26 protein-coding genes are annotated in these 24,885 nt (G+C 56.1%); 19 read left to right on the top strand and 7 right to left on the bottom strand.

Translation table 11 applies throughout. From position 1 onward, the window contains the following. Window positions 1-120: 120 nt before the first annotated feature. On the bottom strand, window positions 121-2,553 hold the full coding sequence (gene metL, locus K7R23_RS07490) for a bifunctional aspartate kinase/homoserine dehydrogenase II (protein WP_012907789.1): 2,433 nt from the start codon (window positions 2,551-2,553) through the stop codon (window positions 121-123). A 2-nt stretch (window positions 2,554-2,555) separates the two neighbouring features. Then, window positions 2,556-3,716, bottom strand: coding sequence for a cystathionine gamma-synthase (gene metB / locus K7R23_RS07485; protein ID WP_012907790.1), 1,161 nt, complete (start codon window positions 3,714-3,716; stop codon window positions 2,556-2,558). A gap of 275 nt (window positions 3,717-3,991) precedes the next feature. On the opposite strand from metB, the gene metJ reads away from it, so the two are divergent. The 4 genes from metJ (at window position 3,992) to K7R23_RS07465 (ending at window position 5,918) form a co-directional block, all read left to right on the top strand. Next, complete coding sequence (metJ, locus tag K7R23_RS07480) at window positions 3,992-4,309, top strand: met regulon transcriptional regulator MetJ (protein WP_012907792.1); 318 nt, start codon at window positions 3,992-3,994, stop codon at window positions 4,307-4,309. Window positions 4,310-4,647: 338 nt separating this feature from the next. Then, complete coding sequence (locus K7R23_RS07475; protein WP_012907793.1) at window positions 4,648-5,097, top strand: STM2901 family protein; 450 nt, start codon at window positions 4,648-4,650, stop codon at window positions 5,095-5,097. Then, entirely contained in the window at window positions 5,091-5,417 is a 327-nt protein-coding gene (locus tag K7R23_RS07470; protein WP_012907794.1) for a DUF1493 family protein, read from the top strand. The genes K7R23_RS07475 and K7R23_RS07470 overlap by 7 nt, the downstream gene beginning before the upstream one ends. Window positions 5,418-5,432: 15 nt before the next feature. Then, a complete protein-coding gene (locus tag K7R23_RS07465; RefSeq protein ID WP_012907795.1) occupies window positions 5,433-5,918 on the top strand; it encodes an Hcp family type VI secretion system effector in 486 nt (161 codons plus the stop codon). A 68-nt stretch (window positions 5,919-5,986) separates the two neighbouring features. Here the strand turns inward: K7R23_RS07465 and rpmE are convergent, their stop codons facing one another. Beyond that, complete coding sequence (gene rpmE / locus K7R23_RS07460; RefSeq protein WP_012907796.1) at window positions 5,987-6,199, bottom strand: 50S ribosomal protein L31; 213 nt, start codon at window positions 6,197-6,199, stop codon at window positions 5,987-5,989. A gap of 255 nt (window positions 6,200-6,454) precedes the next feature. Here rpmE and priA point away from each other — a divergent pair, with 255 nt between their 5' ends. The 7 genes from priA (at window position 6,455) to rraA (ending at window position 14,455) form a co-directional block, all read left to right on the top strand. Then, a complete protein-coding gene (gene priA / locus K7R23_RS07455) occupies window positions 6,455-8,653 on the top strand; it encodes a primosomal protein N' (protein WP_024132967.1) in 2,199 nt (732 codons plus the stop codon). A 221-nt stretch (window positions 8,654-8,874) separates the two neighbouring features. After that, complete coding sequence (gene cytR / locus K7R23_RS07450) at window positions 8,875-9,900, top strand: DNA-binding transcriptional regulator CytR (protein ID WP_012907798.1); 1,026 nt, start codon at window positions 8,875-8,877, stop codon at window positions 9,898-9,900. 86 nt (window positions 9,901-9,986) lie between these two features. Beyond that, complete coding sequence (gene ftsN / locus K7R23_RS07445) at window positions 9,987-10,919, top strand: cell division protein FtsN (RefSeq protein ID WP_012907799.1); 933 nt, start codon at window positions 9,987-9,989, stop codon at window positions 10,917-10,919. 91 nt (window positions 10,920-11,010) lie between these two features. Beyond that, window positions 11,011-11,541 carry an ATP-dependent protease subunit HslV gene (gene hslV, locus K7R23_RS07440; RefSeq protein ID WP_000208241.1) on the top strand — a complete coding sequence of 177 codons (531 nt, stop codon included), beginning with the start codon at window positions 11,011-11,013 and terminating at the stop codon, window positions 11,539-11,541. 9 nt (window positions 11,542-11,550) lie between these two features. Further along, window positions 11,551-12,882 carry an HslU--HslV peptidase ATPase subunit gene (gene hslU / locus K7R23_RS07435; RefSeq protein WP_012907800.1) on the top strand — a complete coding sequence of 444 codons (1,332 nt, stop codon included), beginning with the start codon at window positions 11,551-11,553 and terminating at the stop codon, window positions 12,880-12,882. Between the two features lie 66 nt (window positions 12,883-12,948). After that, window positions 12,949-13,878 (top strand): 1,4-dihydroxy-2-naphthoate polyprenyltransferase, encoded by a 930-nt coding sequence (gene menA, locus K7R23_RS07430; protein WP_012907801.1) that lies wholly within the window; start codon window positions 12,949-12,951, stop codon window positions 13,876-13,878. A 91-nt stretch (window positions 13,879-13,969) separates the two neighbouring features. Further along, a complete protein-coding gene (rraA, locus tag K7R23_RS07425) occupies window positions 13,970-14,455 on the top strand; it encodes a ribonuclease E activity regulator RraA (protein WP_012907802.1) in 486 nt (161 codons plus the stop codon). A 44-nt stretch (window positions 14,456-14,499) separates the two neighbouring features. On the opposite strand, the gene K7R23_RS07420 is transcribed toward rraA, so the two are convergent. Beyond that, window positions 14,500-15,675, bottom strand: coding sequence for an IS4-like element ISCro2 family transposase (locus K7R23_RS07420; RefSeq protein WP_012905025.1), 1,176 nt, complete (start codon window positions 15,673-15,675; stop codon window positions 14,500-14,502). Window positions 15,676-15,836: 161 nt separating this feature from the next. On the opposite strand from K7R23_RS07420, the gene K7R23_RS07415 reads away from it, so the two are divergent. Beyond that, window positions 15,837-16,016, top strand: coding sequence for a hypothetical protein (locus tag K7R23_RS07415; protein ID WP_024132968.1), 180 nt, complete (start codon window positions 15,837-15,839; stop codon window positions 16,014-16,016). On the opposite strand, the gene zapB is transcribed toward K7R23_RS07415, so the two are convergent. Next, complete coding sequence (zapB, locus tag K7R23_RS07410; protein WP_162467730.1) at window positions 16,017-16,262, bottom strand: septal ring assembly protein ZapB; 246 nt, start codon at window positions 16,260-16,262, stop codon at window positions 16,017-16,019. A 399-nt stretch (window positions 16,263-16,661) separates the two neighbouring features. On the opposite strand from zapB, the gene glpF reads away from it, so the two are divergent. From glpF to K7R23_RS07385, 5 genes are all read left to right on the top strand, one after another. Further along, entirely contained in the window at window positions 16,662-17,507 is an 846-nt protein-coding gene (gene glpF / locus K7R23_RS07405) for a glycerol uptake facilitator protein GlpF (protein WP_012907805.1), read from the top strand. Between the two features lie 21 nt (window positions 17,508-17,528). Further along, window positions 17,529-19,037 (top strand): glycerol kinase GlpK, encoded by a 1,509-nt coding sequence (glpK, locus tag K7R23_RS07400; protein ID WP_012907806.1) that lies wholly within the window; start codon window positions 17,529-17,531, stop codon window positions 19,035-19,037. A 142-nt stretch (window positions 19,038-19,179) separates the two neighbouring features. Further along, a complete protein-coding gene (glpX, locus tag K7R23_RS07395) occupies window positions 19,180-20,190 on the top strand; it encodes a class II fructose-bisphosphatase (protein ID WP_012907807.1) in 1,011 nt (336 codons plus the stop codon). Between the two features lie 132 nt (window positions 20,191-20,322). Then, entirely contained in the window at window positions 20,323-21,069 is a 747-nt protein-coding gene (fpr, locus tag K7R23_RS07390; RefSeq protein WP_012907808.1) for a ferredoxin--NADP(+) reductase, read from the top strand. A gap of 88 nt (window positions 21,070-21,157) precedes the next feature. Beyond that, entirely contained in the window at window positions 21,158-21,421 is a 264-nt protein-coding gene (locus K7R23_RS07385; protein ID WP_232796113.1) for a hypothetical protein, read from the top strand. Window positions 21,422-21,464: 43 nt separating this feature from the next. Here the strand turns inward: K7R23_RS07385 and K7R23_RS07380 are convergent, their stop codons facing one another. Continuing rightward, window positions 21,465-21,890, bottom strand: coding sequence for a DUF805 domain-containing protein (locus K7R23_RS07380; RefSeq protein ID WP_012907810.1), 426 nt, complete (start codon window positions 21,888-21,890; stop codon window positions 21,465-21,467). A 100-nt stretch (window positions 21,891-21,990) separates the two neighbouring features. Here K7R23_RS07380 and K7R23_RS07375 point away from each other — a divergent pair, with 100 nt between their 5' ends. Both K7R23_RS07375 and tpiA read left to right on the top strand, forming a co-directional pair. Continuing rightward, the gene (locus K7R23_RS07375; protein ID WP_024132969.1) at window positions 21,991-22,587 is read left to right on the top strand and encodes a YiiQ family protein; all 597 of its coding nucleotides are present in this window, start codon (window positions 21,991-21,993) and stop codon (window positions 22,585-22,587) included. 111 nt (window positions 22,588-22,698) lie between these two features. Beyond that, on the top strand, window positions 22,699-23,466 hold the full coding sequence (gene tpiA / locus K7R23_RS07370; protein WP_012907812.1) for a triose-phosphate isomerase: 768 nt from the start codon (window positions 22,699-22,701) through the stop codon (window positions 23,464-23,466). A gap of 67 nt (window positions 23,467-23,533) precedes the next feature. Here the strand turns inward: tpiA and K7R23_RS07365 are convergent, their stop codons facing one another. After that, window positions 23,534-24,838 carry an SLC13 family permease gene (locus K7R23_RS07365; protein WP_012907813.1) on the bottom strand — a complete coding sequence of 435 codons (1,305 nt, stop codon included), beginning with the start codon at window positions 24,836-24,838 and terminating at the stop codon, window positions 23,534-23,536. Window positions 24,839-24,885 lie beyond the last annotated feature (47 nt).

Raw genomic sequence — 24,885 nt, 5'->3', positions numbered from 1 at the left:
CGGATAAGGCGAAACTGCCATCCCACTGTTTGCCCGGTGGCGCTGTCGCTTACCGGGCCTACGTATCGATGCTGTTGCAGGCCGGATAAGGCGAAGCCGCCATCCAGCAAACGAAGCGCTTTACAGCAGCTGCGCCAGGCGGTTAATGTCCGACTGAATCGCCCCGGCGGTGACATCCCGTCCGGCGCCCGGTCCACGGATCACCAGCGGGTTGTCGCGATACCAGCGGCTTTCGATGGCGAACACGTTATCGCACGGCAGCAGCGCCGCCAGCGGATGCTCAGGACGCACCGCCTCGACGCCGACGCGCGCCTTACCGTTAGCGTCAAAACGCGCCACATAGCGCAGCACCAGCCCCATTTCGCGGGCGGCTTCCAGACGCTGCACCATCTGCTCGTTCAGCTCATCGCCATTCTCAAAGAAATGGTCGATAGAGCCTTCTTCGCAGTGCGCCGGCACCAGCGACTCGACGCGCACCTGGTCCGGTTCGATGTCATAACCCGCCTCACGCGCCAGGATCACCAGCTTGCGCATCACATCTTTACCTGACAGATCAACGCGCGGGTCCGGCTCGGTCAGCCCCTGCTGCCAGGCCTGATCCACCAGATCGGTGAATGGCACAGAACCGTCAAATTGCAGGAACAGCCAGGAGAGCGTGCCGGAGAAGATCCCGCTGATCGACAGAATAGTATCGCCGCTGTCGATCAGATCGCGCACGGTATGGTTGATCGGCAGTCCGGCGCCCACGGTGGCGTTATACAGCCAGTGGCGGCCCGTTTTATCAAACGCGTCGTGGATCTGACGGTATTTATCGCTGTTGCTGGCGCCAGCCAGTTTGTTGGCGCTGATCACGTGAAAACCGTGGCTGGCGAAGTCGAGATACTGATCCGCCAGCTGTTCGCTTGCGGTCACATCCAGCACCACCAGATCGTCATACGGATGGGCGCGCATCCACAGGAACAGGGACTCTTCATCCTGTTCAATGGCTTCGTCATTAAAGAACGCCAGCGCGCGGCTGGCATCCAGCCCGTCATAGTTCAACAGACTACGGCGGCTGTCCACCACGCCCGCCAGCACAAATTCAAAGCCGGTACGCGCCGAAAGGGTGCTCTGCTCGCGCGCGAACAGTTCCAGCCAACGCGAACCGATGTTGCCTTTTCCGAACAGCACCAGGCCAATGCGCTTTTCGGCGCGGAAAATAGACTGGTGCAGACCCTGAATCAGGCTCTCGGTCGGCCCGGTACGCAGAACGGCGACCAGGCTAATGCCCTCTTCCGACTGCCAGGTAAACTCAACCGGCTGGCCCTTCAACTGCTGCCAGAAGCGGTGGCAGTGCAGCGGGTTACGGGTAACGCCCGCGCCGACCATCGCCACCAGCGCCAGCCCCTGACGCAGCCGCAGCTCGCCCGGCAGGCCCGCCTCGTCGAGAATGCGCAGCGCACTGTCGGCGACTTCAGAGGTGTAGCAGAACTGCAGCAACTGACGGTCGTTATGCACGCCCACCGCCAGCGGACGCACCTGCGCGCGTTTGAGGATCTGGTCGATATCTTTGTACGCCAGCTTAAAGTCCTGGCTGGCGGGCACCTGAAATTCAATCAGGCAAACGTCATCATGGCTGGTGACGATGCGCGCGCCTGTCCCGGAGGCCAGCACGCGTTCAATGCGCGTGGAGCCCTGATCCGGCGTGTAGCTACAGCGTAATTGCAGATCGATGTCGCTGCCGGAAACCGGCTGAAGAGTGCGCGCGTGCAGTACCGGCGCGGCCAGTCGCGCCAGCTCGCTGGCCTCATCCAGACGCAGCAGCGGCAGCAGGCAGGCATCTTTCACTTTGCGCGGGTCGGCGCTGTATACCCCGGCCACGTCGCTCCAGATGGTAACGCGGGAGACGCCCGCCAGCGCGCCAATCTGCGTCGCGGAATAGTCAGAGCCGTTACGCCCCAGCAGGACCGTTTCGCCCGCATTGCTGCGGCTGATAAAGCCAGTGACAACCAGACGTTTGCCTGGATGCTGCACCAGCAGCTGTTGCAGCAGCGGATAAGAGAGACCTTCATCGACCTGCGGCTGCGCAGCGCGCTCGGCGCGGAGGAACTCACGCGCGTCCAGCCAGGCGGACTCCATCCCCTGCTGGTTGAGCACCGCGGACATCAGTCGCGCGGACCAGATCTCCCCGTGGCCGACCACTTCCGCATAAACGGCATCGGTTACGCCGTTGTCCAGCAGGGTCGCCAGGCGCTCCAGATCGCTGATAAACAGACTGATTAAGTTATCCGCCGCCCCGGCAGGCAGCAGCCCGCTAATCAAATCGCACTGATAACGACGCAGCGTTTGTTGCACCTGATGCGCAGAGAGGCGATCGGTCTGACTGAGTTTAAGCCAGCTAATCAACTGGTTGGTGGTGCTGCCTGCGGCGGAAACCACCATCATATCGTCAGGCTGTGAGTATTCCGCCATAATGCCCGCGACGCGCAGATAACACTTCACGTCGGCCAGACTACTGCCACCAAATTTATGCAGTTGGCGACCCTTCGCCCCTGCCTGCGCAATCACACTCATGTTTACCCCTCTTTTGCAGCCCGGAAGCCATTTTCCAAGTCGGCAATTAAATCTTCGCCATCTTCAATACCGGTGGAGATTCGCAGCAGCGTCTCGGAGATCCCGGCGGCGGCGCGCGCTTCCGGCGCCATGCCGGCATGGGTCATCGTCGCGGCGTGGGAGATCAAACTTTCCACTCCCCCTAAGGATTCCGCCAGCGTAAACAACGACAGCCCGCCAAGGAAACGACGCAGCGTCTGCTCATCGCCATCCAGTTCAAAACTCAACATTGCGCCAAAGCCTTTTTGCTGACGCGCGGCAATTTCATGGCCCTGATTTTCCGGCAGTGACGGATGATACAGCTTTTTCACCAGCGGCTGGGTTTGCAGGTAATCAACAATCGCCTGAGCGTTCCGCTGCGCCACCTCCATGCGCGGCGCCAGGGTGCGTAGCCCGCGCAGCAGCAGATAGCTGTCGAACGCGCTGCCGGTGACGCCGATATTGTTCGCCCACCATGCCAGTTCAGTGACGGTATCGGCATCTTTGGCAATCACCACGCCCGCCACCACGTCAGAGTGACCATTCAGATATTTCGTGCATGAATGCAACACCAGATCGGCGCCCAATACCAGCGGATTTTGCAGCGCCGGGCTTAAAAACGTGTTGTCGACGACGCTCACCGCGCCTGCCTCTCGCGCCAGCTGACAGATTCTGGCGATATCCACCACGCGTAACAGCGGATTGCTCGGACTTTCAACCAGCACCAGCTTCGGTTTTTCCGCCAGCGCGGCCCGCAGCGCCTGCTCATTACCCTGATCGACAAACAAAACGCGATAGCAGCCGCGTTTCGCCAGGCTGTCGAACAGACGGTAGCTGCCGCCGTAGCAGTCGTGCGGCGCCACCAGCAGGTCGCCAGGCTTGAGGAACACCGTCGTCACCAGGTGAATCGCCGACATGCCGGTATTGGTCAACACCGCGCCCGCACCGCCTTCCAGCTCCGCCAGCGCACGCTGGACCACATCACGGGTCGGGTTGCCGCGACGGGAATAGTCGTGGGCACGAGGCTCATTAAAACCGGTGAAGTTGTAAGTACTGGAAAGGTGAATCGGCGGGACAACGCAACCGTACTGTTCGTCGTTATTTAACCCGCTACGCACTGCGATGGTGGCCTGTTTACGCGTCATGTTAGGGTGTTCCTGAGCTGAGTCGGTGAAAAGTTAGGCATCAGATTAATCATTGAAGCAATAGACGTCAATACATCTGGACATCTAAACTTCTTTGCGTATAGATTGAGCAAACCGCAAATAGCCGTTAAAATTATATGCATTAGCGCACAACTACAGGCGCTTTACCCGTGTCATGGGATCGCCTGTACGGTAAACTATGCGGAATTACGGCTGATAGCCACACCGCGTGTGGCCTGGCCCCATATTAATGACAAAGAGGATTAAGGTATCTCATGGCTGAATGGAGCGGCGAATATATCAGCCCATACGCTGAGCACGGTAAGAAGAGTGAACAAGTTAAGAAAATTACGGTTTCCATTCCTCTGAAGGTGTTAAAAATCCTCACCGATGAACGCACGCGTCGTCAGGTGAACAACCTGCGTCACGCCACCAACAGCGAACTGCTGTGCGAAGCGTTTCTGCATGCCTTTACCGGACAACCTCTGCCGAATGATGAAGATCTGCGTAAAGAGCGCAGTGATGAAATCCCGGAAGCGGCAAAAGAGATCATGCGCGAACTGGGCATCGACCCGGAGACGTGGGAATACTGATTCCGGAAGCGGAAAATTAATGCCAGTTGCTAAAGGTAACTGGCATTAACACGAGCCTGTAACAGGTATGCCTGGACTGGCCTTTCAGACCTGCCACGTCCTCTTGTCGTCCCCGGACGCATGCTCAATTACATCAACTTTTTAATCGTTATTTTTGCCGAGTGAATTGCAGAATAATCTCCGGCCTATATTTCTCATTAAATTAACCCCGAGTTATTACTCATAATCCATTAATTTTCCAGATGAATAGACAGTAACGCAGGTCATAAATATTCTTTGTCCTGGACGCTCAACGTGTTATATCTGATAAAAAAACGCTGACAAAATAAAGGCTATCGATGGATACTGTCGAAGAACTTAATGGCACTTATTTTTATAAAAGTATCTGTAATATTTCCGCTGGAGAACTTTTCTTCTGGATATTTCTGGATAAAATCGATGAGCAGTTTGGCGGCATCACGGATATTGTCGCCATGGCATGCATTATTTTAGGGCTTCCATTACTGGAAACAAGAGGTAAACCTTATGGAACAACAGCAGGTACCTCTATAGCGTCTAAATATCTACGCGAAATTCTGAATGTAGAGTTGCCGATGAGGCTTCCAACGTTTACAAATGCCAATGTCAGGACTTTGAAACCACGTTATGTTACCAATCTGGGCGCTTTTGTTGGCAGATGGGTTCCCGTAGTTGGCTGGGTTATCATTGCTAACGATATAATTCAGATCACTTATAAGACCGTATCAACCTATAATACCATTGTAAGAGAGGAAGATAAGATATGGTAACTGATGAAGAGATACTGGAATTTTTCCGGGATGAATTACCCGTTATGGGAACATTAACAGGTAAAATGATTCCATTACAGATGGATGATGCCTTACAGTATTATACATCATTTGATGACCTCTCATTTACCATGGATAAATACACTGAAAAATTTAATATTGATTTAAATAATATAAATTTTGACGTTTATTATCCGTGGGAAATAGAATGGTTTTTCCGTAAGTGGTTTACTAAAGAACCTGTTAAACAAACGGCAAAGCCACTCACTGTTCGTATGTTCGCAGAATCAGCTAAAGCGGGTAAATGGTTATACGACTGATAAGGAGCGTTACAAATGGCAGTTCCTGTTCACTTATGGCTTAAAGATGATAGCGGCGCGATTATCCGCGGCTCTTCTGATGTCCGGGATCGCGAAGGCAGTATAGAGCTACGTGGTTTAACGCATAATCTCTGCATCCCCACCGATAGCGCGACAGGGAAACTCACGGGTACACGCAGACATGCGCCTTTATTGTTTGATAAGGAGATCGATTCCTCTTCCCCCTATCTTTACAAAGCTGTCGCAACGGGCCAGACGCTGAAGAGCGCGGAACTGAAGTTTTATCATATCAATGATGCGGGGCAAGAAGTTGAATACTTTATTATTCTTCTTGAAGAGGTGAAAGTCGTATCCATAACCCCTGTTGTGCATGATACCCGGACGGTAACTGGCACCGGGCATCTGGAAAGCGTGCAGTTGCGCTACGAAAAAATTACCTGGCTATATAAAGACGGCAATATCCAGTATGCTGACGCATGGAACGAAAGAGCGTCAGCGTAGGCGCAAAATGGCGATCGTCCACCGAAAAAAAAGCGCCTTCCGGCGCTTTTTTCTGTGACAGCAGAATCTTATTTGCTGCCCGGGATGCTGAAACGCTTGTTGAAGCGGTCAACACGGCCACCGGTTGCAACGTCACGCTGTTTGCCAGTGTAGAACGGGTGGCATTTACCGCAGACGTCCAGGTTCAGATCGTGACCAACGGTAGAGCGGATTTTCATGACGTTACCGCAAGAACAGGTAGCAGTAATTTCTTCGTATTTCGGGTGAATATCTTTTTTCATGGGAAAACCTCGGTTTAAGGCCGCGTCGCTCTTCCAGCCCTAACGCCAGACACCACGCGATGTTAATTATTTCCCGTCGCCTTCCACTCTACACCAGCAGCGCGAAATTCTCGGGTAATGGTCAATTTTCGACACAATCAAATTGCATCAAAGGCGGCGAATCATACAGAATTTGCACAATGGATGCAAACTGATCCTCGCTCCCTTGTCACAATGTGTATACTAACCCGCCAGTTTTCAAGTCAGGAAGATTTCATGCCCGTTGCGCACGTCGCCTTACCCGTTCCGCTTCCCCGCACCTTTGACTACCTTCTGCCGGAAGGCATGGACGTCAAAGCCGGGTGCCGGGTGCGCGTCCCGTTTGGCAAGCAGCAGGAGCGAATCGGCATTGTGGTTTCGGTCAGCGACAAAAGCGAACTGCCGCTGAATGAACTCAAAGCGGTGGTCAACGTGCTGGACGACGAACCGCTTTTCTCTTCCTCCGTCTGGCGCCTGCTGCTGTGGGCGACGGACTATTACCATCATCCTGTCGGCGACGTGTTGTTTCATGCCCTGCCGATCCTGCTGCGCCAGGGGAAACCGGCGAGCAACGCGCCAATGTGGTACTGGTTTGCCACTGAAGAAGGTCAGGCGGTCGATCTCAACAGCCTGAAACGTTCGCCAAAACAGCAACAGGCGCTGGCCGCGCTGCGACAGGGCAAAATCTGGCGCGACCGGCTGGCGGAACTCGACTTCAGCGACGCCGCACTGCAGGCGCTGCGCAAAAAAGGGCTATGCGAGCTGGCAAGCGAAACGCCTGGCTTCAGCGACTGGCGTACCGGTTACGCCGTCTGCGGCGAGCGTCTGCGCCTGAATACCGAACAGGCTACCGCCGTTGGCGCGATTCACAGCGCCGCCGACCAGTTCTCCGCCTGGCTGCTGGCTGGCGTCACCGGCTCCGGTAAAACCGAAGTCTATCTGAGCGTGCTGGAAAACGTCCTCGCCCAGGGAAAACAGGCGCTGGTGATGGTGCCGGAGATCGGCCTGACGCCGCAGACCATCGCCCGCTTTCGCGAACGTTTCAACGCGCCGGTGGAGGTACTGCATTCCGGTCTCAATGACAGCGAACGTCTTTCCGCCTGGCTGAAAGCGAAAAACGGCGAAGCGGCAATCGTCATCGGCACGCGTTCGTCGCTCTTTACTCCCTTTAAGAATCTGGGGGTCATCGTCATTGATGAGGAACACGACAGCTCATATAAACAGCAGGAGGGCTGGCGCTACCATGCCCGCGACCTGGCGGTGTATCGCGCCCACAGCGAACAAATTCCGATCATCCTCGGCTCAGCGACGCCCGCGCTGGAAACACTGTGCAATGTGCGGCAAAAAAAATATCGCATGCTGCGCCTGACCCGACGCGCGGGAAATGCGCGTCCCGCGGTTCAGCATGTGCTGGACTTAAAAGGTCAGCAGGTACAAGCCGGGCTGGCTCCGGCGCTGATTGGCCGGATGCGCCAGCATTTGCAGGCCGACAACCAGGTGATCCTGTTTCTCAACCGTCGGGGCTTCGCTCCCGCGCTGCTGTGCCATGACTGCGGCTGGATAGCGGAGTGTCCGCGCTGCGATCACTACTACACGCTGCATCAGGCGCAGCATCATCTGCGCTGCCACCACTGTGACAGCCAGCGCCCCGTACCGCGCCAGTGCCCGACCTGCGGCTCCACGCACATGGTGCCGGTCGGCTTAGGCACCGAGCAACTTGAACAGGCCTTAGCGCCCTTTTTCCCCGGCGTGCCGATATCCCGCATCGATCGCGACACCACCAGCCGCAAAGGATCGCTGGAACAGCACCTGGCGGAAGTCCATCGCGGCGGCGCGCGGATCCTGATCGGCACCCAGATGCTGGCGAAAGGACACCATTTCCCGGACGTCACGCTGGTCGCCCTGCTCGACGTGGACGGCGCGCTGTTCTCGGCAGACTTCCGCTCCGCTGAGCGTTTTGCGCAGCTTTATACCCAGGTCTCCGGGCGTGCCGGACGCGCCGGTAAACAGGGAGAGGTGGTGCTCCAGACGCATCATCCGGAACATCCGCTGCTGCAAACGCTGCTGCATAAAGGCTATGACGCGTTTGCCGAACAAGCGCTGGCGGAACGCCAGACCATGCAACTGCCGCCGTGGACCAGCCACGTTATCGTGCGGGCGGAAGACCATAACAATCAACTGGCCCCTCTGTTTTTGCAGCAGTTACGCAATCTGATTCAGGCCAGCCCGCTGGCTGACGACAAGCTATGGGTTCTGGGCCCGGTTCCCGCTCTGGCGCCAAAGCGCGGGGGACGCTATCGCTGGCAAATTTTATTGCAGCACCCCTCGCGGATTCGCCTGCAGCATATTGTCAGCGGCACGCTTACGCTCATCAATACATTGCCGGATGCGCGCAAGGTGAAATGGGTGCTGGATGTCGATCCCATCGAAGGATAACGTCTCACGATGCGAGGCGGATCGTAAAATTCAACATACATCACACTTTTTATGAAAATTCTGTAACCGTTACCGCTTGCTATCTGATAAAAATGTTTTCGATGTGATGTATACACAAAAACATTCGGGATACATCGAGGCGGCAACGTAAAGTCCGTCTGAAAGATCACGTGTACAGGCAAGGATAGTGCTGCGCCGGATTACCCAGGCAAGGAGAGAGAGTGAAACCGAAAAAGCTGGTTGCTGCCGCGACTATGAAAGATGTTGCCGAGAAGGCGAAAGTCTCAACGGCAACCGTATCCCGCGCGTTAATGAACCCGGAAAAAGTCTCCCAGGCCACCCGCAGCCGGGTTGAACAGGCCGCACTGGCTGTCGGCTATTTGCCGCAGGCGGCGGGACGCCACATTAAACGTAATGAATCGCGGACGATTCTGGTGATTGTCCCGGATATTTGCGATCCGTTCTTTAGCGAAATCATTCGCGGCATTGAAGTTACCGCCGCCAGACATGGCTATCTGGTGCTGATCGGCGACTGCGCGCATCAGAATCAGCAGGAAAAAACGTTCGTTAACCTGATCGTTACCAAACAGATTGACGGGATGCTGCTGCTGGGCTCACGCCTGCCATTCGATGCCAGCATTGAAGAACAGCGCAATTTGCCGCCAATGGTGATGGCAAACGAATTTGCCCCGGAGCTGGAGCTTCCCACGGTTCACATTGATAACCTGACCGCCGCCTTCGATGCCGTCAACTATCTGCATGAGCTGGGCCATCAGCGCATCGGCTGCATTGCCGGGCCGGAAGAGATGCCGCTGTGCCATTACCGCCTGCAGGGCTATGTCCAGGCGCTGCGCCGCTGCGGCATTGTGGTCGATCCGCACTATATCGCCCGCGGCGACTTTACCTTTGAGGCGGGCGGCAATGCGTTAAAGCAGCTGCTGGCGCTACCGCTGCCCCCCACGGCGGTGTTCTGCCATAGCGACGTGATGGCGCTTGGCGCCCTCTCATGGGCTAAACGCCAGGGGCTAAAGGTCCCGGACGATCTGTCGATCGTTGGTTTCGACAACATCGCGCTGGCCGAGTTTTGCGATCCCCCGCTGACAACGGTGGCGCAGCCGCGCTTCGGGATTGGACAGGAAGCGATGCTGCTGTTGCTCGATCAAATGCAGGGGCAGAATGTCAGCAGCGGCTCGCGTTTAATGGACTGTGAGCTGATCCTGCGGGGCTCAACGCGTGCTTTAACGTAAACCTTTCAGACTTCCACATCTGGTCAAAGGCCCGTCGCTTAAGTAACATGGCGGGCTGACGAACGAATAAATACAGCGAAACGATAGTGGCACAACGAGATTATGTACGTCGCGGCCAACCGGCAGCTTCGCGGCGCAAAAAGAGCACTTCACGGAAAAAGCAACGCAACACGTCTGCGGTATCGCCCGCTATGGTCGCCATTGCCGCCGCCGTCCTTGTAGCCTTTATCGGTGGTCTGTACTTCATTACCCATCACAAAAAAGAAGAGTCTGAAACGTTGCAGAGTCAGAAAGTGACGGGCAACGGGCTGCCGCCGAAGCCAGAAGAACGCTGGCGCTATATTAAAGAGCTGGAAAGCCGCCAGCCGGGGGTGCGTACACCAACGGAACCGTCCGCGGGCGGTGAAGTGATGAAACCGGACCAGTTGACCAACGAACAGCGTCAGCTGCTGGCGCAGATGCAGGCGGATATGCGCCAGCAGCCTACCCAGCTCAATGAAGTGCCGTGGAACGAACAGACGCCTGCGCAGCGTCAGCAAACGCTGCAACGACAGGCTCAACAGCGTCAGGTTGAGCAACAGCAGCAGCGCGCTCAGCCACAGCAGCAAACGCGTACCGCGCAACAGCCGCCGAAACAGACGACGCAGCCAAAGCAAACGGCCTCCCAACAGCCGTATCAGGATCTGTTGCAGACGCCAGCGTACACGACCGCTTCGCAGCCGAAAACTCAGCAGGCCGCGCCGGTTACCCGCGCGCCGGATGCGCCGAAGCCTGCGACGGAGAAAAAAGACGAGCGCCGCTGGATGGTGCAGTGCGGCTCCTTTAAAGGCGCAGACCAGGCGGAAACCGTGCGCGCTCAGCTGGCTTTCGAAGGTTTTGACTCCAGAATCACCACCAATAACGGCTGGAATCGCGTGGTTATTGGCCCGGTGAAAGGTAAAGCGAATGCCGACAGCACCCTCAGCCGTCTGAAGCTGGCGGGCCACACAAACTGCATTCGACTCGCCGCCGGGGGTTGAAACCCCCAAAATCTCCCCCATCTATAATTGCATTATGCCCCGTACACCGTGCGGGGCCTTTATTCTGCATTTGTAACCAAGGGGTCTGCTCGTGACAACAATAGTAAGCGTACGCCGTAACGGCCATGTGGTTATCGCCGGTGATGGCCAGGCCACGCTGGGCAATACCGTAATGAAAGGCAACGTGAAAAAGGTCCGCCGTCTGTATAACGACAAAGTCATTGCCGGCTTTGCCGGCGGTACGGCAGATGCGTTCACGCTGTTTGAGCTGTTTGAGCGCAAGCTCGAAATGCATCAGGGACACCTGGTCAAAGCCGCCGTCGAACTGGCAAAAGACTGGCGTACCGATCGTATGCTGCGCAAGCTCGAGGCGCTGCTGGCGGTCGCGGATGAAACTGCCTCCCTCATCATCACCGGTAATGGCGACGTCGTACAGCCGGAAAACGATCTGATTGCTATCGGCTCCGGCGGTCCCTACGCCCAGGCCGCGGCGCGTGCTCTGCTGGAAAACACCGAGCTCGGCGCTCGCGAAATTGCGGAAAAAGCGTTGGATATTGCAGGCGACATCTGCATTTACACCAACCACTTCCATACTATCGAAGAATTGACCTCCAAAGCGTAAGGATCTCCCATGTCTGAAATGACCCCACGCGAAATCGTCAGCGAACTGAACAAGCATATTATCGGCCAGGATAACGCCAAGCGTTCCGTGGCGATTGCTTTGCGTAACCGCTGGCGTCGTATGCAGCTCGACGAAGAGCTGCGCCATGAAGTGACCCCGAAAAATATTCTGATGATCGGCCCGACCGGCGTCGGTAAAACCGAGATCGCCCGCCGTCTGGCGAAACTGGCTAACGCGCCGTTCATCAAAGTTGAAGCGACGAAATTCACCGAAGTCGGCTATGTCGGGAAAGAAGTTGACTCCATCATCCGCGATCTGACCGACGCCGCCGTCAAAATGGTTCGCGTCCAGGCGATCGAGAAAAACCGCTACCGCGCCGAAGAGATGGCGGAAGAGCGCATTCTCGACGTATTGATCCCACCGGCAAAGAACAACTGGGGCCAGGCGGAGCAGCAGTCCGAACCATCCGCAGCGCGCCAGGCGTTCCGTAAAAAACTGCGTGAAGGCCAGCTCGACGATAAAGAAATCGAGATCGACCTTGCCGCAGCGCCAATGGGCGTTGAGATCATGGCGCCTCCGGGAATGGAAGAGATGACCAGCCAGCTGCAGTCAATGTTTCAGAACCTCGGCGGACAGAAGCAGAAAGCGCGTAAGCTGAAAATTAAGGACGCGATGAAGCTGCTGATCGAAGAAGAAGCGGCCAAACTGGTGAATCCGGAAGAGCTGAAGCAGGACGCCATCGACGCCGTCGAGCAGCACGGTATCGTGTTTATCGATGAAATCGACAAGATCTGTAAGCGCGGCGAATCCTCCGGCCCGGACGTTTCCCGTGAAGGCGTACAGCGTGACCTGCTGCCGCTGGTGGAAGGCTGCACCGTCTCCACCAAACACGGCATGGTCAAAACCGATCACATTCTGTTTATCGCCTCCGGCGCATTCCAGGTCGCGAAGCCGTCTGACCTGATCCCGGAACTGCAGGGCCGTCTGCCGATCCGCGTGGAGCTTCAGGCGCTGACGACCAGCGACTTCGAGCGCATTCTGACCGAACCGAACGCTTCCGTCACCGTGCAGTATAAAGCGCTGATGGCGACCGAAGGGGTAAACATTGAGTTTACCGACTCCGGTATCAAGCGCATCGCCGAGGCCGCCTGGCAGGTAAACGAAACCACCGAAAACATCGGCGCCCGTCGTTTGCATACCGTTCTTGAGCGTCTGATGGAAGATATTTCCTACGATGCGAGCGATCTCAACGGTCAGAGCATAACAATTGATGCGGATTATGTGAGCAAGCATCTGGATGCGCTGGTCGCAGATGAAGATCTGAGCCGTTTTATCTTATAATCGCGTTCAATGCATTTTCATCACTGTTGATGGGGCTGAAAAGCCCCATTTTTATTGGCGCTCGATATGACTGAACAACAACAAATTAGCCGCACCCAGGCCTGGCTGGAAAGTTTACGCCCCAGGACGCTGCCTCTGGCCTTTGCGGCGATCGTCGTCGGCACTACGCTGGCGTGGTGGCAGGGACACTTTAATCCGCTGGTAGCTCTGCTGGCGTTGATTACCGCTGGCCTGCTGCAAATCCTGTCGAATCTCGCCAATGATTATGGCGATGCGGTAAAAGGCAGCGACAAACCGGACCGCATCGGGCCGCTGCGCGGGATGCAAAAAGGGGTCATCACCCAGCAGCAGATGAAGCGCGCGCTGATTATCACCGTGGTGCTGATTTGTCTCTCCGGCCTGGCGCTGGTCGCCGTGGCGTGTCATACGCTCACCGACTTCGTGGGCTTCCTCGCCCTCGGCGGGCTGTCGATTATCGCCGCCATCACCTATACCGTCGGTAATCGCCCGTATGGCTATATTGGCCTCGGTGATATTTCCGTGCTGGTGTTCTTCGGCTGGCTCAGCGTGATGGGCAGCTGGTATCTGCAGGCGCATACGCTGATTCCGGCGTTGATCCTGCCCGCGACCGCCTGCGGCCTGCTGGCAACCGCGGTGCTGAACATCAATAACCTGCGCGATATCAACAGCGACCGCGAAAACGGCAAAAACACGCTGGTGGTCCGCTTAGGCGAGATTAACGCCCGCCGCTATCACGCCTGCCTGCTGATGGGAACGCTGGTCTGTCTGGCTCTGTTTAACCTGCTTTCCCTGCAAAGTCCGTGGGGCTGGCTGTTCCTGCTGGCGACGCCGTTGCTGGTCAAACAGGCGCGTTACGTGATGCGGCAAATGGACCCGGCGGCGATGCGTCCGATGCTGGAGCGCACCGTGAAAGCCGCGCTACTGACTAACCTGCTGTTTATAATAGGAATTTTCTTAAGCCAGTGGGGCAGATAACTGACAAATATCAATTAACAATTGATGATTTTGCCAACAGTACGCATAGCGCGATATACTAAAAATTCTCGCAGCAACTGAAGTTAAACCTATGAAATATGATACTTCCGAGCTTTGTGACATCTATCAGGAAGATGTCAACGTCGTGGAACCGCTGTTCTCTAACTTTGGGGGACGGTCTTCGTTTGGCGGACAAATCGTCACGGTGAAATGTTTCGAGGACAACGGGTTGCTGTACGATCTGCTCGAACAAAATGGCCGTGGTCGCGTTCTGCTGGTCGACGGCGGCGGTTCTGTCCGTCGTGCGCTGGTCGATGCCGAACTGGCGCGTCTGGCGGTGCAGAATGAATGGGAAGGCCTGGTAGTCTACGGCGCGGTGCGTCAGGTAGACGATCTGGAAGAACTGGATATTGGCATCCAGGCGATCGCCGCCATTCCGGTCGGCGCCGCAGGAGAAGGCATTGGGGAAAGCGATATTCGCGTCAACTTTGGCGGCGTAACGTTCTTCTCCGGCGACCATCTGTACGCCGACAATACCGGGATTATCCTTTCCGAAGACCCGCTCGATATCGAGTGATCAAAAAAGGCACCGCAAGGTCTGAGGGTTCCCCAGAAACATCATTAATACACCATAATGATGTTTCGATAGGCCCTCGCCATATCGGCGTATACCCTGTCGGGGTTCATCCCCGACAGGAGCCCCGGCGACTGCCTGATGACATTTTCACTCAATGTCAGATACGACAGCACCCTGCGTGATTTCTCACTGTTCGCCTGGAACCATCGATTTATTCCCTTACTTTCAAGGTAATATCCTGTCAGCCATATGATGATGCTGTAGAGAACTGCAACCAGGCAAAGCACGGATATTCGTTTCTCCCCCCGGCTTTTACTTGCCCGCAGTCCCAACCCATAGCGCTCGCTTTTTTCATCCCTGAAGTTCTGTTCTATCTGCATACGGCGACTATAAATTTTAACAATCTCGCGTGGCTTATATTCCATCAGGCTGGTAAAAAGCAGCCACGGTTCACGCGCATTTTTACGGTACATCCTGTCTGTTCTGGGGTAATGCTGGCTGCTTTTCCTGCCCGTCGCCCTCTTATGTACGGTGTAAAAATGTCCCGGACAGTCACGACTGGCGTTGCGTGCCAGTCGCCCGAATCCCAGATAGCGCGCCGTTGTTGATGATGCAATATCCCGCGCCATCTGCCAATCTTCATCCCCGACGACCTGAAAATAGAGGCTGCCCCTGACTCGTCCGACAAAATCCCAGCCCAGAGAACGGATGTGGTGAAACCAGCTGCTGCGAAAGCCTGCATCAGTCACGATAATGACCTGCTTATCTTTGCCGATGGCAGTAGCCATCTGATCGAGAAAGGCATTTTGCACGGCAGAGTTGTTCTGGTAGCGGGAGGAAATGACTTTACTCATCAGAGGAATAGCTCTGCCATCGCACAATAAGCTTGCCCGCAAAACACTGAGCTCTGATGAAGGATAACCACTCCAGTCCACGGCAATGACACAAACTGAAAGACTGTGTGTGAGTCGGGATACAAGCTGCCGGTAGACGGAGGGAATATCACTGAACATCAGGTCGCTGTTGAGGTGCCGGTCAACACGCTTAATCTTGTGCTTAACACGTGCGGGGCCTGGCAGGTATCTGCCGATGCTGGTAAGAGAAAGCGAAGCACCACGCGTCAGGGCCACGGTCATATCGAGCAGGGCATTTTTACGGTACTGATGAATGGAGTTCAGGGACTGGCTGAAAAATTTATGGCAAACTTGTGAAGCAGGCATAGAGGAGTGACCTTACTTTTTGGTGGAACACTAAGTAGATCACAACCTTCTATGCCTGTCTTTATTTATGGGGAACCCTCAGACCGCAAGGTGCCTTTTTTATACGTTACGTCATCTGTAAGCCTGATAAGCGTAGCGCGCCATTGAGGTTATTGTGCCGGATGGCGGCGCGAGCGCCTTATCCGGCCTACAAAATCGATAAAATCACCACGATGATTACGCGCAAGATTTCGCGTTGTAGCAAGGCGGCAAGCGAAGATATCCCCAGGAGCGTAGTAAACTACGTGACTGGGGTAGCTAAGCGCAGCCAACGCCGCTACGGCGCGAAAGATAAAGCGTAATCAGACTTCTTCCATACGGCCTAAAAGAGCCTGCAGACGATCCTGCCAGCCGTTCTGCTGCTCTCTCAGCGAATTGTTCTCGCGCTCAAGTTCTTCGCGGCTATGCTGTGCTGCCTGCACTTCCTGCGAAAGGCTGTTATTTTTCTCTTTCAGCTCTTCGATTTCCATCTGTAACAGGGTGATGGTATCAATCGCCTGCTGTACTTTTGCTTCCAGTTTCTCAAATACTTCTAAAGACATGGTTATACTCTCCTGACTTGCAAGGCGACGCTTCACGCATACGCGCACAATATCGCATAATCTATAGTGCCCGATTGTATGAAGCCCCGTCGCCCCTGTCCAGCAGCATCCCACGCAGATTGCGGTTTGCCACACTTTTCATACTTCTCCTGGTGACATGTCGCCTCTCCCCCTGAAGTGTTAACGCTTTGGTTAATGAAATGATTCAGCTCTCATTTTTTATGTCCGACAAAATGCGCTTCATGGCGCGATAACGCTCATTTTATTGACGAAGCACACACATTTTAATTTCGATATTTCTCGTTTTTGTTCGTTAACGATAAGTTAACAGGGCACCTACAGGGCATCGTGGACGTCAGTGACCTCCTCGCTTACCACAAACATTAAACTCTTCAGGATCCGCTTATGAGTCAAACATCAACCTTGAAAGGCCAGTGCATTGCTGAATTCCTCGGAACCGGGTTGTTGATTTTCTTCGGTGTGGGGTGTGTCGCTGCGCTAAAAGTCGCCGGAGCGTCTTTTGGACAGTGGGAAATCAGTATTATCTGGGGGTTAGGGGTGGCGATGGCTATCTACCTGACCGCCGGGGTTTCTGGCGCTCACCTGAACCCGGCTGTCACTATCGCATTATGGCTGTTTGCCTGTTTCGACAAGCGTAAGGTTGTTCCTTTTATCGTTTCACAATTTGCCGGCGCGTTTTGCGCAGCGGCGTTAGTTTACGGGCTTTATTACAATCTTTTCGCGGACTTTGAGCAGACGCACCATATCGTGCGCGGCAGTGTAGAAAGTATTGATCTGGCTGGCACTTTCTCAACGTATCCTAATCCACATATCAATTTTGTGCAGGCCTTCGCGGTTGAGATGGTGATTACCGCTATTCTGATGGGGCTTATTCTCGCGCTGACCGATGACGGCAACGGCGTACCGCGCGGTCCGCTGGCGCCGCTGCTGATTGGCTTGCTGATTGCGGTTATCGGCGCGTCGATGGGGCCGCTGACCGGCTTTGCGATGAACCCGGCGCGTGATATCGGCCCAAAAGCGTTCGCCTGGCTTGCCGGCTGGGGTAACGTCGCCTTTACCGGCGGCAAAGATATTCCTTACTTCCTGGTGCCGCTTTTTGGCCCCATCGTTGGCGCAATTCTGGGCGCGTTCGCCTATCGCAAACTGATCGGCCGCCATTTGCCGTGCGATACCTGCGCCGTGGAAGAACAGGAAACCACGACCGCTACACAACAAAAAGCTTCGCTGTAATGTGACTACGGGACAAAAATTATGACTGACAAAAAATATATCGTTGCGCTCGATCAGGGCACCACCAGCTCCCGCGCCGTCGTGATGGATCACGATGCGAATATCGTGAGCGTTTCCCAACGCGAATTTGAGCAGATCTACCCGAAGGCGGGTTGGGTAGAACATGACCCGATGGAAATCTGGGCAACGCAAAGCTCGACGCTGGTGGAAGTGCTGGCAAAAGCGGACATCCGTTCCGATCAGATTGCAGCTATCGGTATCACCAACCAGCGCGAAACGACCATCGTCTGGGAGCGGGAAACCGGTAAGCCGATTTACAACGCCATCGTCTGGCAATGTCGTCGCACCGCAGACATCTGTGAGCATTTAAAACGCGACGGCATGGAAGAGTATGTGCGCAGCACAACCGGCCTGGTGATTGACCCCTACTTCTCCGGCACCAAAGTGAAGTGGATCCTCGACCACGTCGAAGGCTCCCGCGAGCGAGCGCGTCGCGGCGAACTGCTGTTCGGCACCGTAGATACCTGGCTTATCTGGAAAATGACCCAGGGGCGCGTACACGTCACGGATTACACCAACGCCTCGCGCACCATGCTGTTCAATATCCACACGCTGGACTGGGACGACAAGATGCTGGATGCGCTGGATATTCCGCGCGCCATGCTGCCGGAGGTGAGCCGTTCTTCTGAAGTGTATGGTCAAACCAACATCGGCGGGAAAGGCGGCACGCGTATTCCTATCTCCGGTATTGCCGGCGACCAGCAGGCGGCGCTATTCGGCCAGCTGTGCGTCAAGGAAGGGATGGCGAAGAACACCTACGGCACCGGCTGCTTTATGCTGATGAACACCGGGGAGAAAGCGGTCAAGTCCGAAAACGGACTTTTGACCACCATCGCCTGCGGCCCGACCGGGGAAGTGAACTACGCACTGGAGGGCGCGGTGTTTATGGCCGGCGCGTCTATTCAGTGGCTGCGTGATGAGATGAAGCTGATCAGCGACGCGTTTGACTCCGAATATTTCCCCACCAAAGTGAAAGATACCAACGGCGTGTATGTGGTTCCGGCCTTTACCGGCCTCGGCGCACCGTACTGGGACCCGTATGCCCGCGGCGCCATCTTCGGCCTGACCCGTGGCGTCAATTCCAACCACATTATCCGCGCGACGCTGGAATCCATCGCTTATCAGACCCGCGACGTGCTGGAAGCGATGCAAGCGGACTCCGGCATTCGCCTGCACGCTCTGCGCGTGGATGGCGGCGCGGTTGCCAATAACTTCCTGATGCAGTTCCAGTCTGACATTCTCGGCACGCGCGTCGAGCGCCCGGAAGTACGCGAAGTCACCGCGCTGGGTGCGGCGTACCTGGCGGGACTGGCGGTCGGTTACTGGCAGAACCTTGATGAGCTGCAGGAAAAAGCGGTGATTGAGCGTGAATTCCGTCCCGGTATCGAAACCACCGAGCGTAACTACCGTTACAGCGGCTGGAAGAAGGCGGTCAAACGCGCGCTGGCATGGGAAGAACACGACGCGTAACGCGCCTCTGTAAGCCCGGTAAGCGCAGTGCCGCCGGGCATTTCCCGGTGCAGGGAACGTCCTGCACCCGGGTACACATCAATAATTTCCTCCCCCTCCCTGTGCTACACTGCGCGCCATTCCTTTCTGCTACGAGTTTGCTATGAGACGAGAACTTGCCATCGAATTTTCCCGCGTAACCGAAGCGGCGGCGCTGGCTGGCTATAAATGGTTGGGACGCGGTGACAAGAACGCCGCTGACGGCGCGGCGGTAAACGCCATGCGCATTATGCTTAATCAGGTCAACATTGACGGCACCATCGTGATTGGCGAAGGCGAGATCGACGAAGCACCGATGCTCTATATCGGTGAAAACGTTGGCACCGGACGCGGCGACGCGGTGGATATCGCTGTCGACCCGATCGAAGGCACGCGCATGACGGCGATGGGCCAGGCCAACGCGCTGGCGGTGCTGGCAGTCGGCGATAAAGGCTGCTTTCTCAACGCGCCGGATATGTACATGGAGAAGCTGATTGTCGGGCCGGGCGCGAAAGGCGCTATCGATCTCAACCTGTCGCTGGCGGATAACCTGCGCAATGTCGCTGCTGCGCTCGGCAAACCGCTGTGCGATCTGACCGTCACCATTCTGGCGAAACCGCGTCACGACGAGGCGATTGCCGAAATGCAGAAGCTGGGCGTACGCGTGTTCGCCATTCCGGACGGCGACGTGGCGGCGTCGATTCTGACCTGTATGCCGGACAGCGAAGTTGACGTGCTGTACGGGATCGGCGGCGCGCCGGAGGGCGTGGTCTCCGCCGCGGTGATCCGCGCGCTGGATGGCGATATGCAGGGCCGCCTGCTGGCGCGTCATAACGTTAAGGGCGATAGCGAAGAGAATCGCCGTATTGGCGAACAGGAGCTGGCGCGCTGTAAAGCGATGGGGATCGAAGCGGGCAAAGCGCTGCGTCTGGACGAGATGGCGCGCAGCGACAACGTCATTTTCTCTGCGACCGGCATCACTAAAGGCGATCTGCTGGAAGGAATTAGCCGTAAAGGCAATATCGCCACCACCGAGACGCTGTTGATTCGCGGTAAATCCCGCACCATCCGCCGTATCCAGTCGATCCACTATCTCGATCGTAAAGACCCGGACGTGCAGGCGCATATCCTGTAACGGATATGTGTTCTGTCGGCCGGATCTATCCGGCAAAGCATTTGATCAATCGAGCCTTCCGGCCCATCCGGGCTGGAAATCTTGCCGCCAGGGAACGAAGATATAGGGACGAGATCAGAACAGGAGAAAACCATGGCAGATTGGGTAACAGGCAAAGTCACGAAGGTACAGAACTGGACCGATGCCCTGTTTAGTCTGACCGTCCACGCCCCCGTTCAACCTTTTACCGCCGGTCAGTTTACCAAGCTTGGGCTGGAGATTGACGGCGAGCGCGTTCAGCGCGCTTACTCCTATGTGAATGCTCCCGACAATCCCGATCTGGAGTTTTACCTTGTCACCGTTCCCGATGGCAAACTGAGTCCGCGTCTGGCGGCGCTGAAGCCCGGCGATGAAGTGCAGGTGGTAAGCGAAGCTGCTGGTTTCTTTGTGCTGGATGAAATTCCCGACTGCGACACCCTGTGGATGCTGGCAACCGGCACCGCCATCGGCCCTTACCTGTCGATTCTGCAGTTGGGTAAAGATTTAGATCGCTTCAAAAATGTGGTGCTGGTCCATGCCGCGCGCTACGCCGCCGATTTAAGCTATCTGCCGCTGATGCAGGCGCTGCAAAACCGTTATGAAGATAAGCTGCGGATTCAGACGGTGGTCAGCCGTGAGACGGCGCCGGGTTCGCTGACCGGTCGCGTACCGGCGCTGATTGAAAACGGCGAGCTGGAAAAAGCGGTAGGGCTGCCGATGGATAAAGAGACCAGCCACGTGATGCTGTGCGGTAACCCGCAGATGGTGCGCGATACCCAGCAGTTGCTGAAAGAGACCCGGCAGATGAGCAAACATCTGCGCCGTCGACCGGGGCATATGACCGCCGAGCACTACTGGTAACGCCTTATCGCGCCAGAAGTTCGATGGCGGGCGGACAACGTGCCGGATGGCGGCTACGCCTTATCCGGCCTACGATTTACATCTGTTTGTGGTGCTGGTGAATTCTTTGCCGGATGGCGGCTGCGCCTTATCCGGCCTACAGTTTTCGCCCGTTTGTGGTGCTTGTTTATTCTTTGCCGGATGGCGGCTGCGCCTTATCCAGCCTACGATTTTCGCCCGTTTGTGGTGCTTGTTTATTCTTTGCCGGATGGCGGCTGCGCCTTATCCGGCCTACGATTTTCGCCTGTTTGCGGTGCTTGTTTATTCTTTGCCGGATGGCGGCTGCGCCTTATCCGGCGTACAGCCCGTGTAGGCCCGGTAAGCGTCAGCGCCACCGGGCGTTCAGCGCATACGGGTCAATCCGCCTTAAACTTCACGTCCTGGGTATCTTTGCCGAACTTATTCTCGCCCGGAGTACCGACAAACGCGCCCAGATCGATAATCATCATGATAAGGATCAGCGTCGGCACAAAGCGTCCTGCCGCCCACTGCCAGACGCCAGGCAGGATCGCCCAGTTGCCGGCCAGCAGCATCCACGCCACGATCATCAGCAGCGCCCACAGTCCGGAGCGCCCGCGATCGTGCAGGCGCTTTACCGTCACCGCGGCGGTCGGCCAGAGCAGACAAACCAGGCAAAATGCGGCGGTCTGTATATCGAGTAAGTTTTTACTCGCCAGCGAAAACAGAACCACCATACCGACAAGCCACAGCCCTATCCAAATCCAGAAATCACGGCGACCGATGCGCCCTTTAAATGAGAATAACCACTGCTGTAGGCTCATGTAAGTTCCTTTAAAATAGAAAGCGCCGCTAGTTTACCCTTTTGACAAGCCAGACGGTTATCGTTTTAATCGTGAGCAACCATAACGAAAGGTAAGATTGATGAAGCCAGGATGTTCACTGTTTTTAATACTGTTTTCTGCGATGACTGCCTGCGCGCCAGCGCTGTCGGCAGAGACGTTAATTGCGCCCACTGCGCCGTATCTGCTCGCCGGCGCGCCGACGTTCGATCTCTCTATCAGCCAGTTTCGCGAAAATTTTAACCAGCAGAATCCGAAGCTTCCGTTAAACGAATTCCGCGCTATCGACAGCAGCCGTGATAAAGCCAGGCTTACCCGCGCGGCCAGCAAAATTAATGAGAATCTGTACGCCTCTACCGCCCTTGAGCGCGGGACGCTGAAAATAAAGAGTATGCAGATCACCTGGCTGCCGATTCAGGGACCGGATCAGAAAGCGGCGAAAGCCAAAGCGCTGGAGTATATGGCCGGCGTGATCCGCACCGTCGCGCCGCTGCTCACCAAAGAACAGAGCCAGAAGAAGCTGCAAAAACTGCTGGCGGCGGGGAAAAACAAACGTTACTACGCCGAAACCGAAGGCGCCATTCGCTATGTCGTGGCAGATAACGGCGAAAAGGGGCTGACCTTCGCTGTTGAACCGATTAAGCTGACGTTATCGGAGAATATTGAAGGGCTTAATTAGTGATAAAAAGCAAAGCCTCTCAGGTGAAAATCTCTATACTGATTCACAGACCATGCCATCCAGCAGGGTGGCCATCTTCCTTAATTCGCTGACAAAGCGTGGAGAAATGAAATGCGACATCCTTTAGTGATGGGTAACTGGAAACTGAACGGCAGCCGCCATATGGTAAACGAGCTGGTATCGAACCTGCGTAAAGAGCTGGCGGGCGTTGCTGGCTGCGCGGTGGCTATCGCTCCGCCGGAAATGTACATCGACCTGGCGAAGCACGCTGCGGCCGGTAGCCACATTATCCTCGGCGCGCAGAACGTTGACCTGAACCTGTCCGGCGCTTTCACCGGTGAAACCTCTGCGGAAATGCTGAAAGATATCGGCGCGCAGTACATCATCATCGGCCACTCTGAGCGTCGTACTTATCACAAAGAGTCTGACGAACTGATCGCGAAAAAATTTGCCGTGCTGAAAGAGCAGGGCCTGACCCCGGTTCTGTGCATCGGTGAAACCGAAGCGGAAAACGAAGCGGGCCAGACCGAAGAAGTGTGTGCCCGTCAGATCGACGCCGTGCTGAAAACGCAGGGCGCTGCCGCCTTTGAAGGCGCGGTAATCGCTTACGAACCGGTCTGGGCGATCGGTACCGGTAAATCCGCGACCCCAGCGCAGGCGCAGGCTGTTCACAAATTCATCCGTGACCACATCGCCAAAGCGGACGCGAAAATCGCTGAACAGGTTATCATCCAGTACGGCGGCTCCGTAAACGCCTCCAACGCGGCTGAACTGTTCGCTCAGCCGGACATCGACGGCGCGCTGGTTGGCGGCGCTTCGCTGAAAGCCGATGCCTTCGCGGTAATTGTGAAAGCGGCAGAAGCAGCCAAACAGGCTTAATCGCTTGTGGCGGATGACCGCCTCATAAAATCTCAGGCCCGGTAAGCGCCAGCGCTACCGGGCTTTTTTACAAACGCCCCAGTAAACCAAACCACAAATAATCCAGCGGCACCAGCAGCAGCCAGGTTGCCACCGCCAGTGCCAGACACAGTAGCATCCCCGCCCGCGCCGGCACCTTCCCTAACGCCATCGCCACCACAATCGGCGACGCCTGATACGGCAGCAGCGGCGTGGAATAACCCAGCACCTGAATCATAATCACCGACAAGAGCGGAAAACCCGTCGCCTCAGAAAAGCTCTGCGCCAGGGTGGTGTACAGCGCCGGGACGCCGTTGGCGGTCATAATGAAGTTAAGCGCGGTGGTAATGCCGGTCAGAGCGAGGAAGCTGGTAAACGGCGCCTGCGGATCGAGCGGCATGACGTGCAGCAACGCCTCACCGGCCGCATCGCCAATCCCGGTCTGCGTGACGACGATCGCCAGGCCAAGAATGCCCGCGACGTACAGGCAGGTTCGAAAATTCACGCCCGAGGCAAACTCGTCTCCGCTGATAAAACCGATACGCGGCAGCAGGGTGATGACCGCCGCCGCCAGCCCGCTCCATGCCGGACCAATCCCGTGCCAGCTCTCGCTCACCCACATCGTCAGCACCACCGCCAGCATCCACGCCAGCCGCTTTTCGGCGCGGCTCATCGGCTCCGGCGGCGTTAAATCACGCGGCGCGTGGGGCTTGCCGGGAAACAACCAGCACACCAGCACGATCAGCAGCGCGCCTTTCAGCCAGCCCAGCACCGGCGTATGCAGTAGCAGATAGGGTAAATAGTTAAGATGGATGCCGTAAGAGCCTTCCGCCGCCCCGCTCATCACCAGATTCGGCACGTTGGCGGGGAGGATCGTCGCTGAAAGCTGAAAAGTGCCGAAGCCGACGGCCAGCGCCAGGCCGTACCACGCGCGGGTACCCTCCATAATCCCGGCACGCTTCGCCATCGCCGCAACAATCGGCATCAACAGCGCGATACGCCCCATATTAGAAGGCATGACGAAGGCCAGCGCGTAGCTCAGAAGCACCACGCTGGAGACCATCAGCGGCCAGGAGTCGGTCAGCCGCGCCGAAAGCGCCCTTGCCGCCCGGTCCGCCAGCCCCGTCTTGCGGATCGCCACGCCGAGCACAAAACCGCTGAACACCAGCCAGAACGCCGATGAGGCAAAGCCGCCAAAGATAACCTCCGGCGGGGCGATCTTCGCCATCATCGCCACGGTAAAGAACAGTAGCGCGGTGATAAACTCCGGCAACAGCGAGGTCGCCCAGAGCAGAATGGTGATGCCCACCACTAACGAAGGAATAAACAGCGGATGCGAAAGCCAGAGCGACATGCCTGTCTCCTGTTGTTTTTTTCAACAAGAATACGGGGACAGGCAGG

Origin of the sequence: Citrobacter rodentium NBRC 105723 = DSM 16636, from assembly GCF_021278985.1 — a bacterium.
Classification (GTDB): domain Bacteria; phylum Pseudomonadota; class Gammaproteobacteria; order Enterobacterales; family Enterobacteriaceae; genus Citrobacter_A; species Citrobacter_A rodentium.
The sequence above is the reverse complement of the archived record's forward strand: the minus strand, read 5'-3'. Positions and strand labels throughout refer to the sequence as shown.

What these genes read in the sequence shown, in the direction of transcription:
- metJ (WP_012907792.1), top strand. Translation starts at nt 3,992, where the DNA reads ATGGCTGAATGGAGCGGCGAATATATCAGCCCATACGCTGAGCACGGT.
- K7R23_RS07470 (WP_012907794.1), top strand. Translation starts at nt 5,091, where the DNA reads ATGGTAACTGATGAAGAGATACTGGAATTTTTCCGGGATGAATTACCC.
- priA (WP_024132967.1), top strand. Translation starts at nt 6,455, where the DNA reads ATGCCCGTTGCGCACGTCGCCTTACCCGTTCCGCTTCCCCGCACCTTT.
- rpmE (WP_012907796.1), bottom strand. Translation starts at nt 6,199, where the DNA reads ATGAAAAAAGATATTCACCCGAAATACGAAGAAATTACTGCTACCTGT.
- tpiA (WP_012907812.1), top strand. Translation starts at nt 22,699, where the DNA reads ATGCGACATCCTTTAGTGATGGGTAACTGGAAACTGAACGGCAGCCGC.
- glpF (WP_012907805.1), top strand. Translation starts at nt 16,662, where the DNA reads ATGAGTCAAACATCAACCTTGAAAGGCCAGTGCATTGCTGAATTCCTC.
- K7R23_RS07415 (WP_024132968.1), top strand. Translation starts at nt 15,837, where the DNA reads ATGGCGGCGCGAGCGCCTTATCCGGCCTACAAAATCGATAAAATCACC.
- K7R23_RS07365 (WP_012907813.1), bottom strand. Translation starts at nt 24,838, where the DNA reads ATGTCGCTCTGGCTTTCGCATCCGCTGTTTATTCCTTCGTTAGTGGTG.
- K7R23_RS07375 (WP_024132969.1), top strand. Translation starts at nt 21,991, where the DNA reads ATGAAGCCAGGATGTTCACTGTTTTTAATACTGTTTTCTGCGATGACT.
- hslU (WP_012907800.1), top strand. Translation starts at nt 11,551, where the DNA reads ATGTCTGAAATGACCCCACGCGAAATCGTCAGCGAACTGAACAAGCAT.
- menA (WP_012907801.1), top strand. Translation starts at nt 12,949, where the DNA reads ATGACTGAACAACAACAAATTAGCCGCACCCAGGCCTGGCTGGAAAGT.
- metL (WP_012907789.1), bottom strand. Translation starts at nt 2,553, where the DNA reads ATGAGTGTGATTGCGCAGGCAGGGGCGAAGGGTCGCCAACTGCATAAA.
- rraA (WP_012907802.1), top strand. Translation starts at nt 13,970, where the DNA reads ATGAAATATGATACTTCCGAGCTTTGTGACATCTATCAGGAAGATGTC.
- fpr (WP_012907808.1), top strand. Translation starts at nt 20,323, where the DNA reads ATGGCAGATTGGGTAACAGGCAAAGTCACGAAGGTACAGAACTGGACC.
- glpX (WP_012907807.1), top strand. Translation starts at nt 19,180, where the DNA reads ATGAGACGAGAACTTGCCATCGAATTTTCCCGCGTAACCGAAGCGGCG.
- K7R23_RS07465 (WP_012907795.1), top strand. Translation starts at nt 5,433, where the DNA reads ATGGCAGTTCCTGTTCACTTATGGCTTAAAGATGATAGCGGCGCGATT.
- glpK (WP_012907806.1), top strand. Translation starts at nt 17,529, where the DNA reads ATGACTGACAAAAAATATATCGTTGCGCTCGATCAGGGCACCACCAGC.
- metB (WP_012907790.1), bottom strand. Translation starts at nt 3,716, where the DNA reads ATGACGCGTAAACAGGCCACCATCGCAGTGCGTAGCGGGTTAAATAAC.
- K7R23_RS07475 (WP_012907793.1), top strand. Translation starts at nt 4,648, where the DNA reads ATGGATACTGTCGAAGAACTTAATGGCACTTATTTTTATAAAAGTATC.
- K7R23_RS07380 (WP_012907810.1), bottom strand. Translation starts at nt 21,890, where the DNA reads ATGAGCCTACAGCAGTGGTTATTCTCATTTAAAGGGCGCATCGGTCGC.
- K7R23_RS07420 (WP_012905025.1), bottom strand. Translation starts at nt 15,675, where the DNA reads ATGCCTGCTTCACAAGTTTGCCATAAATTTTTCAGCCAGTCCCTGAAC.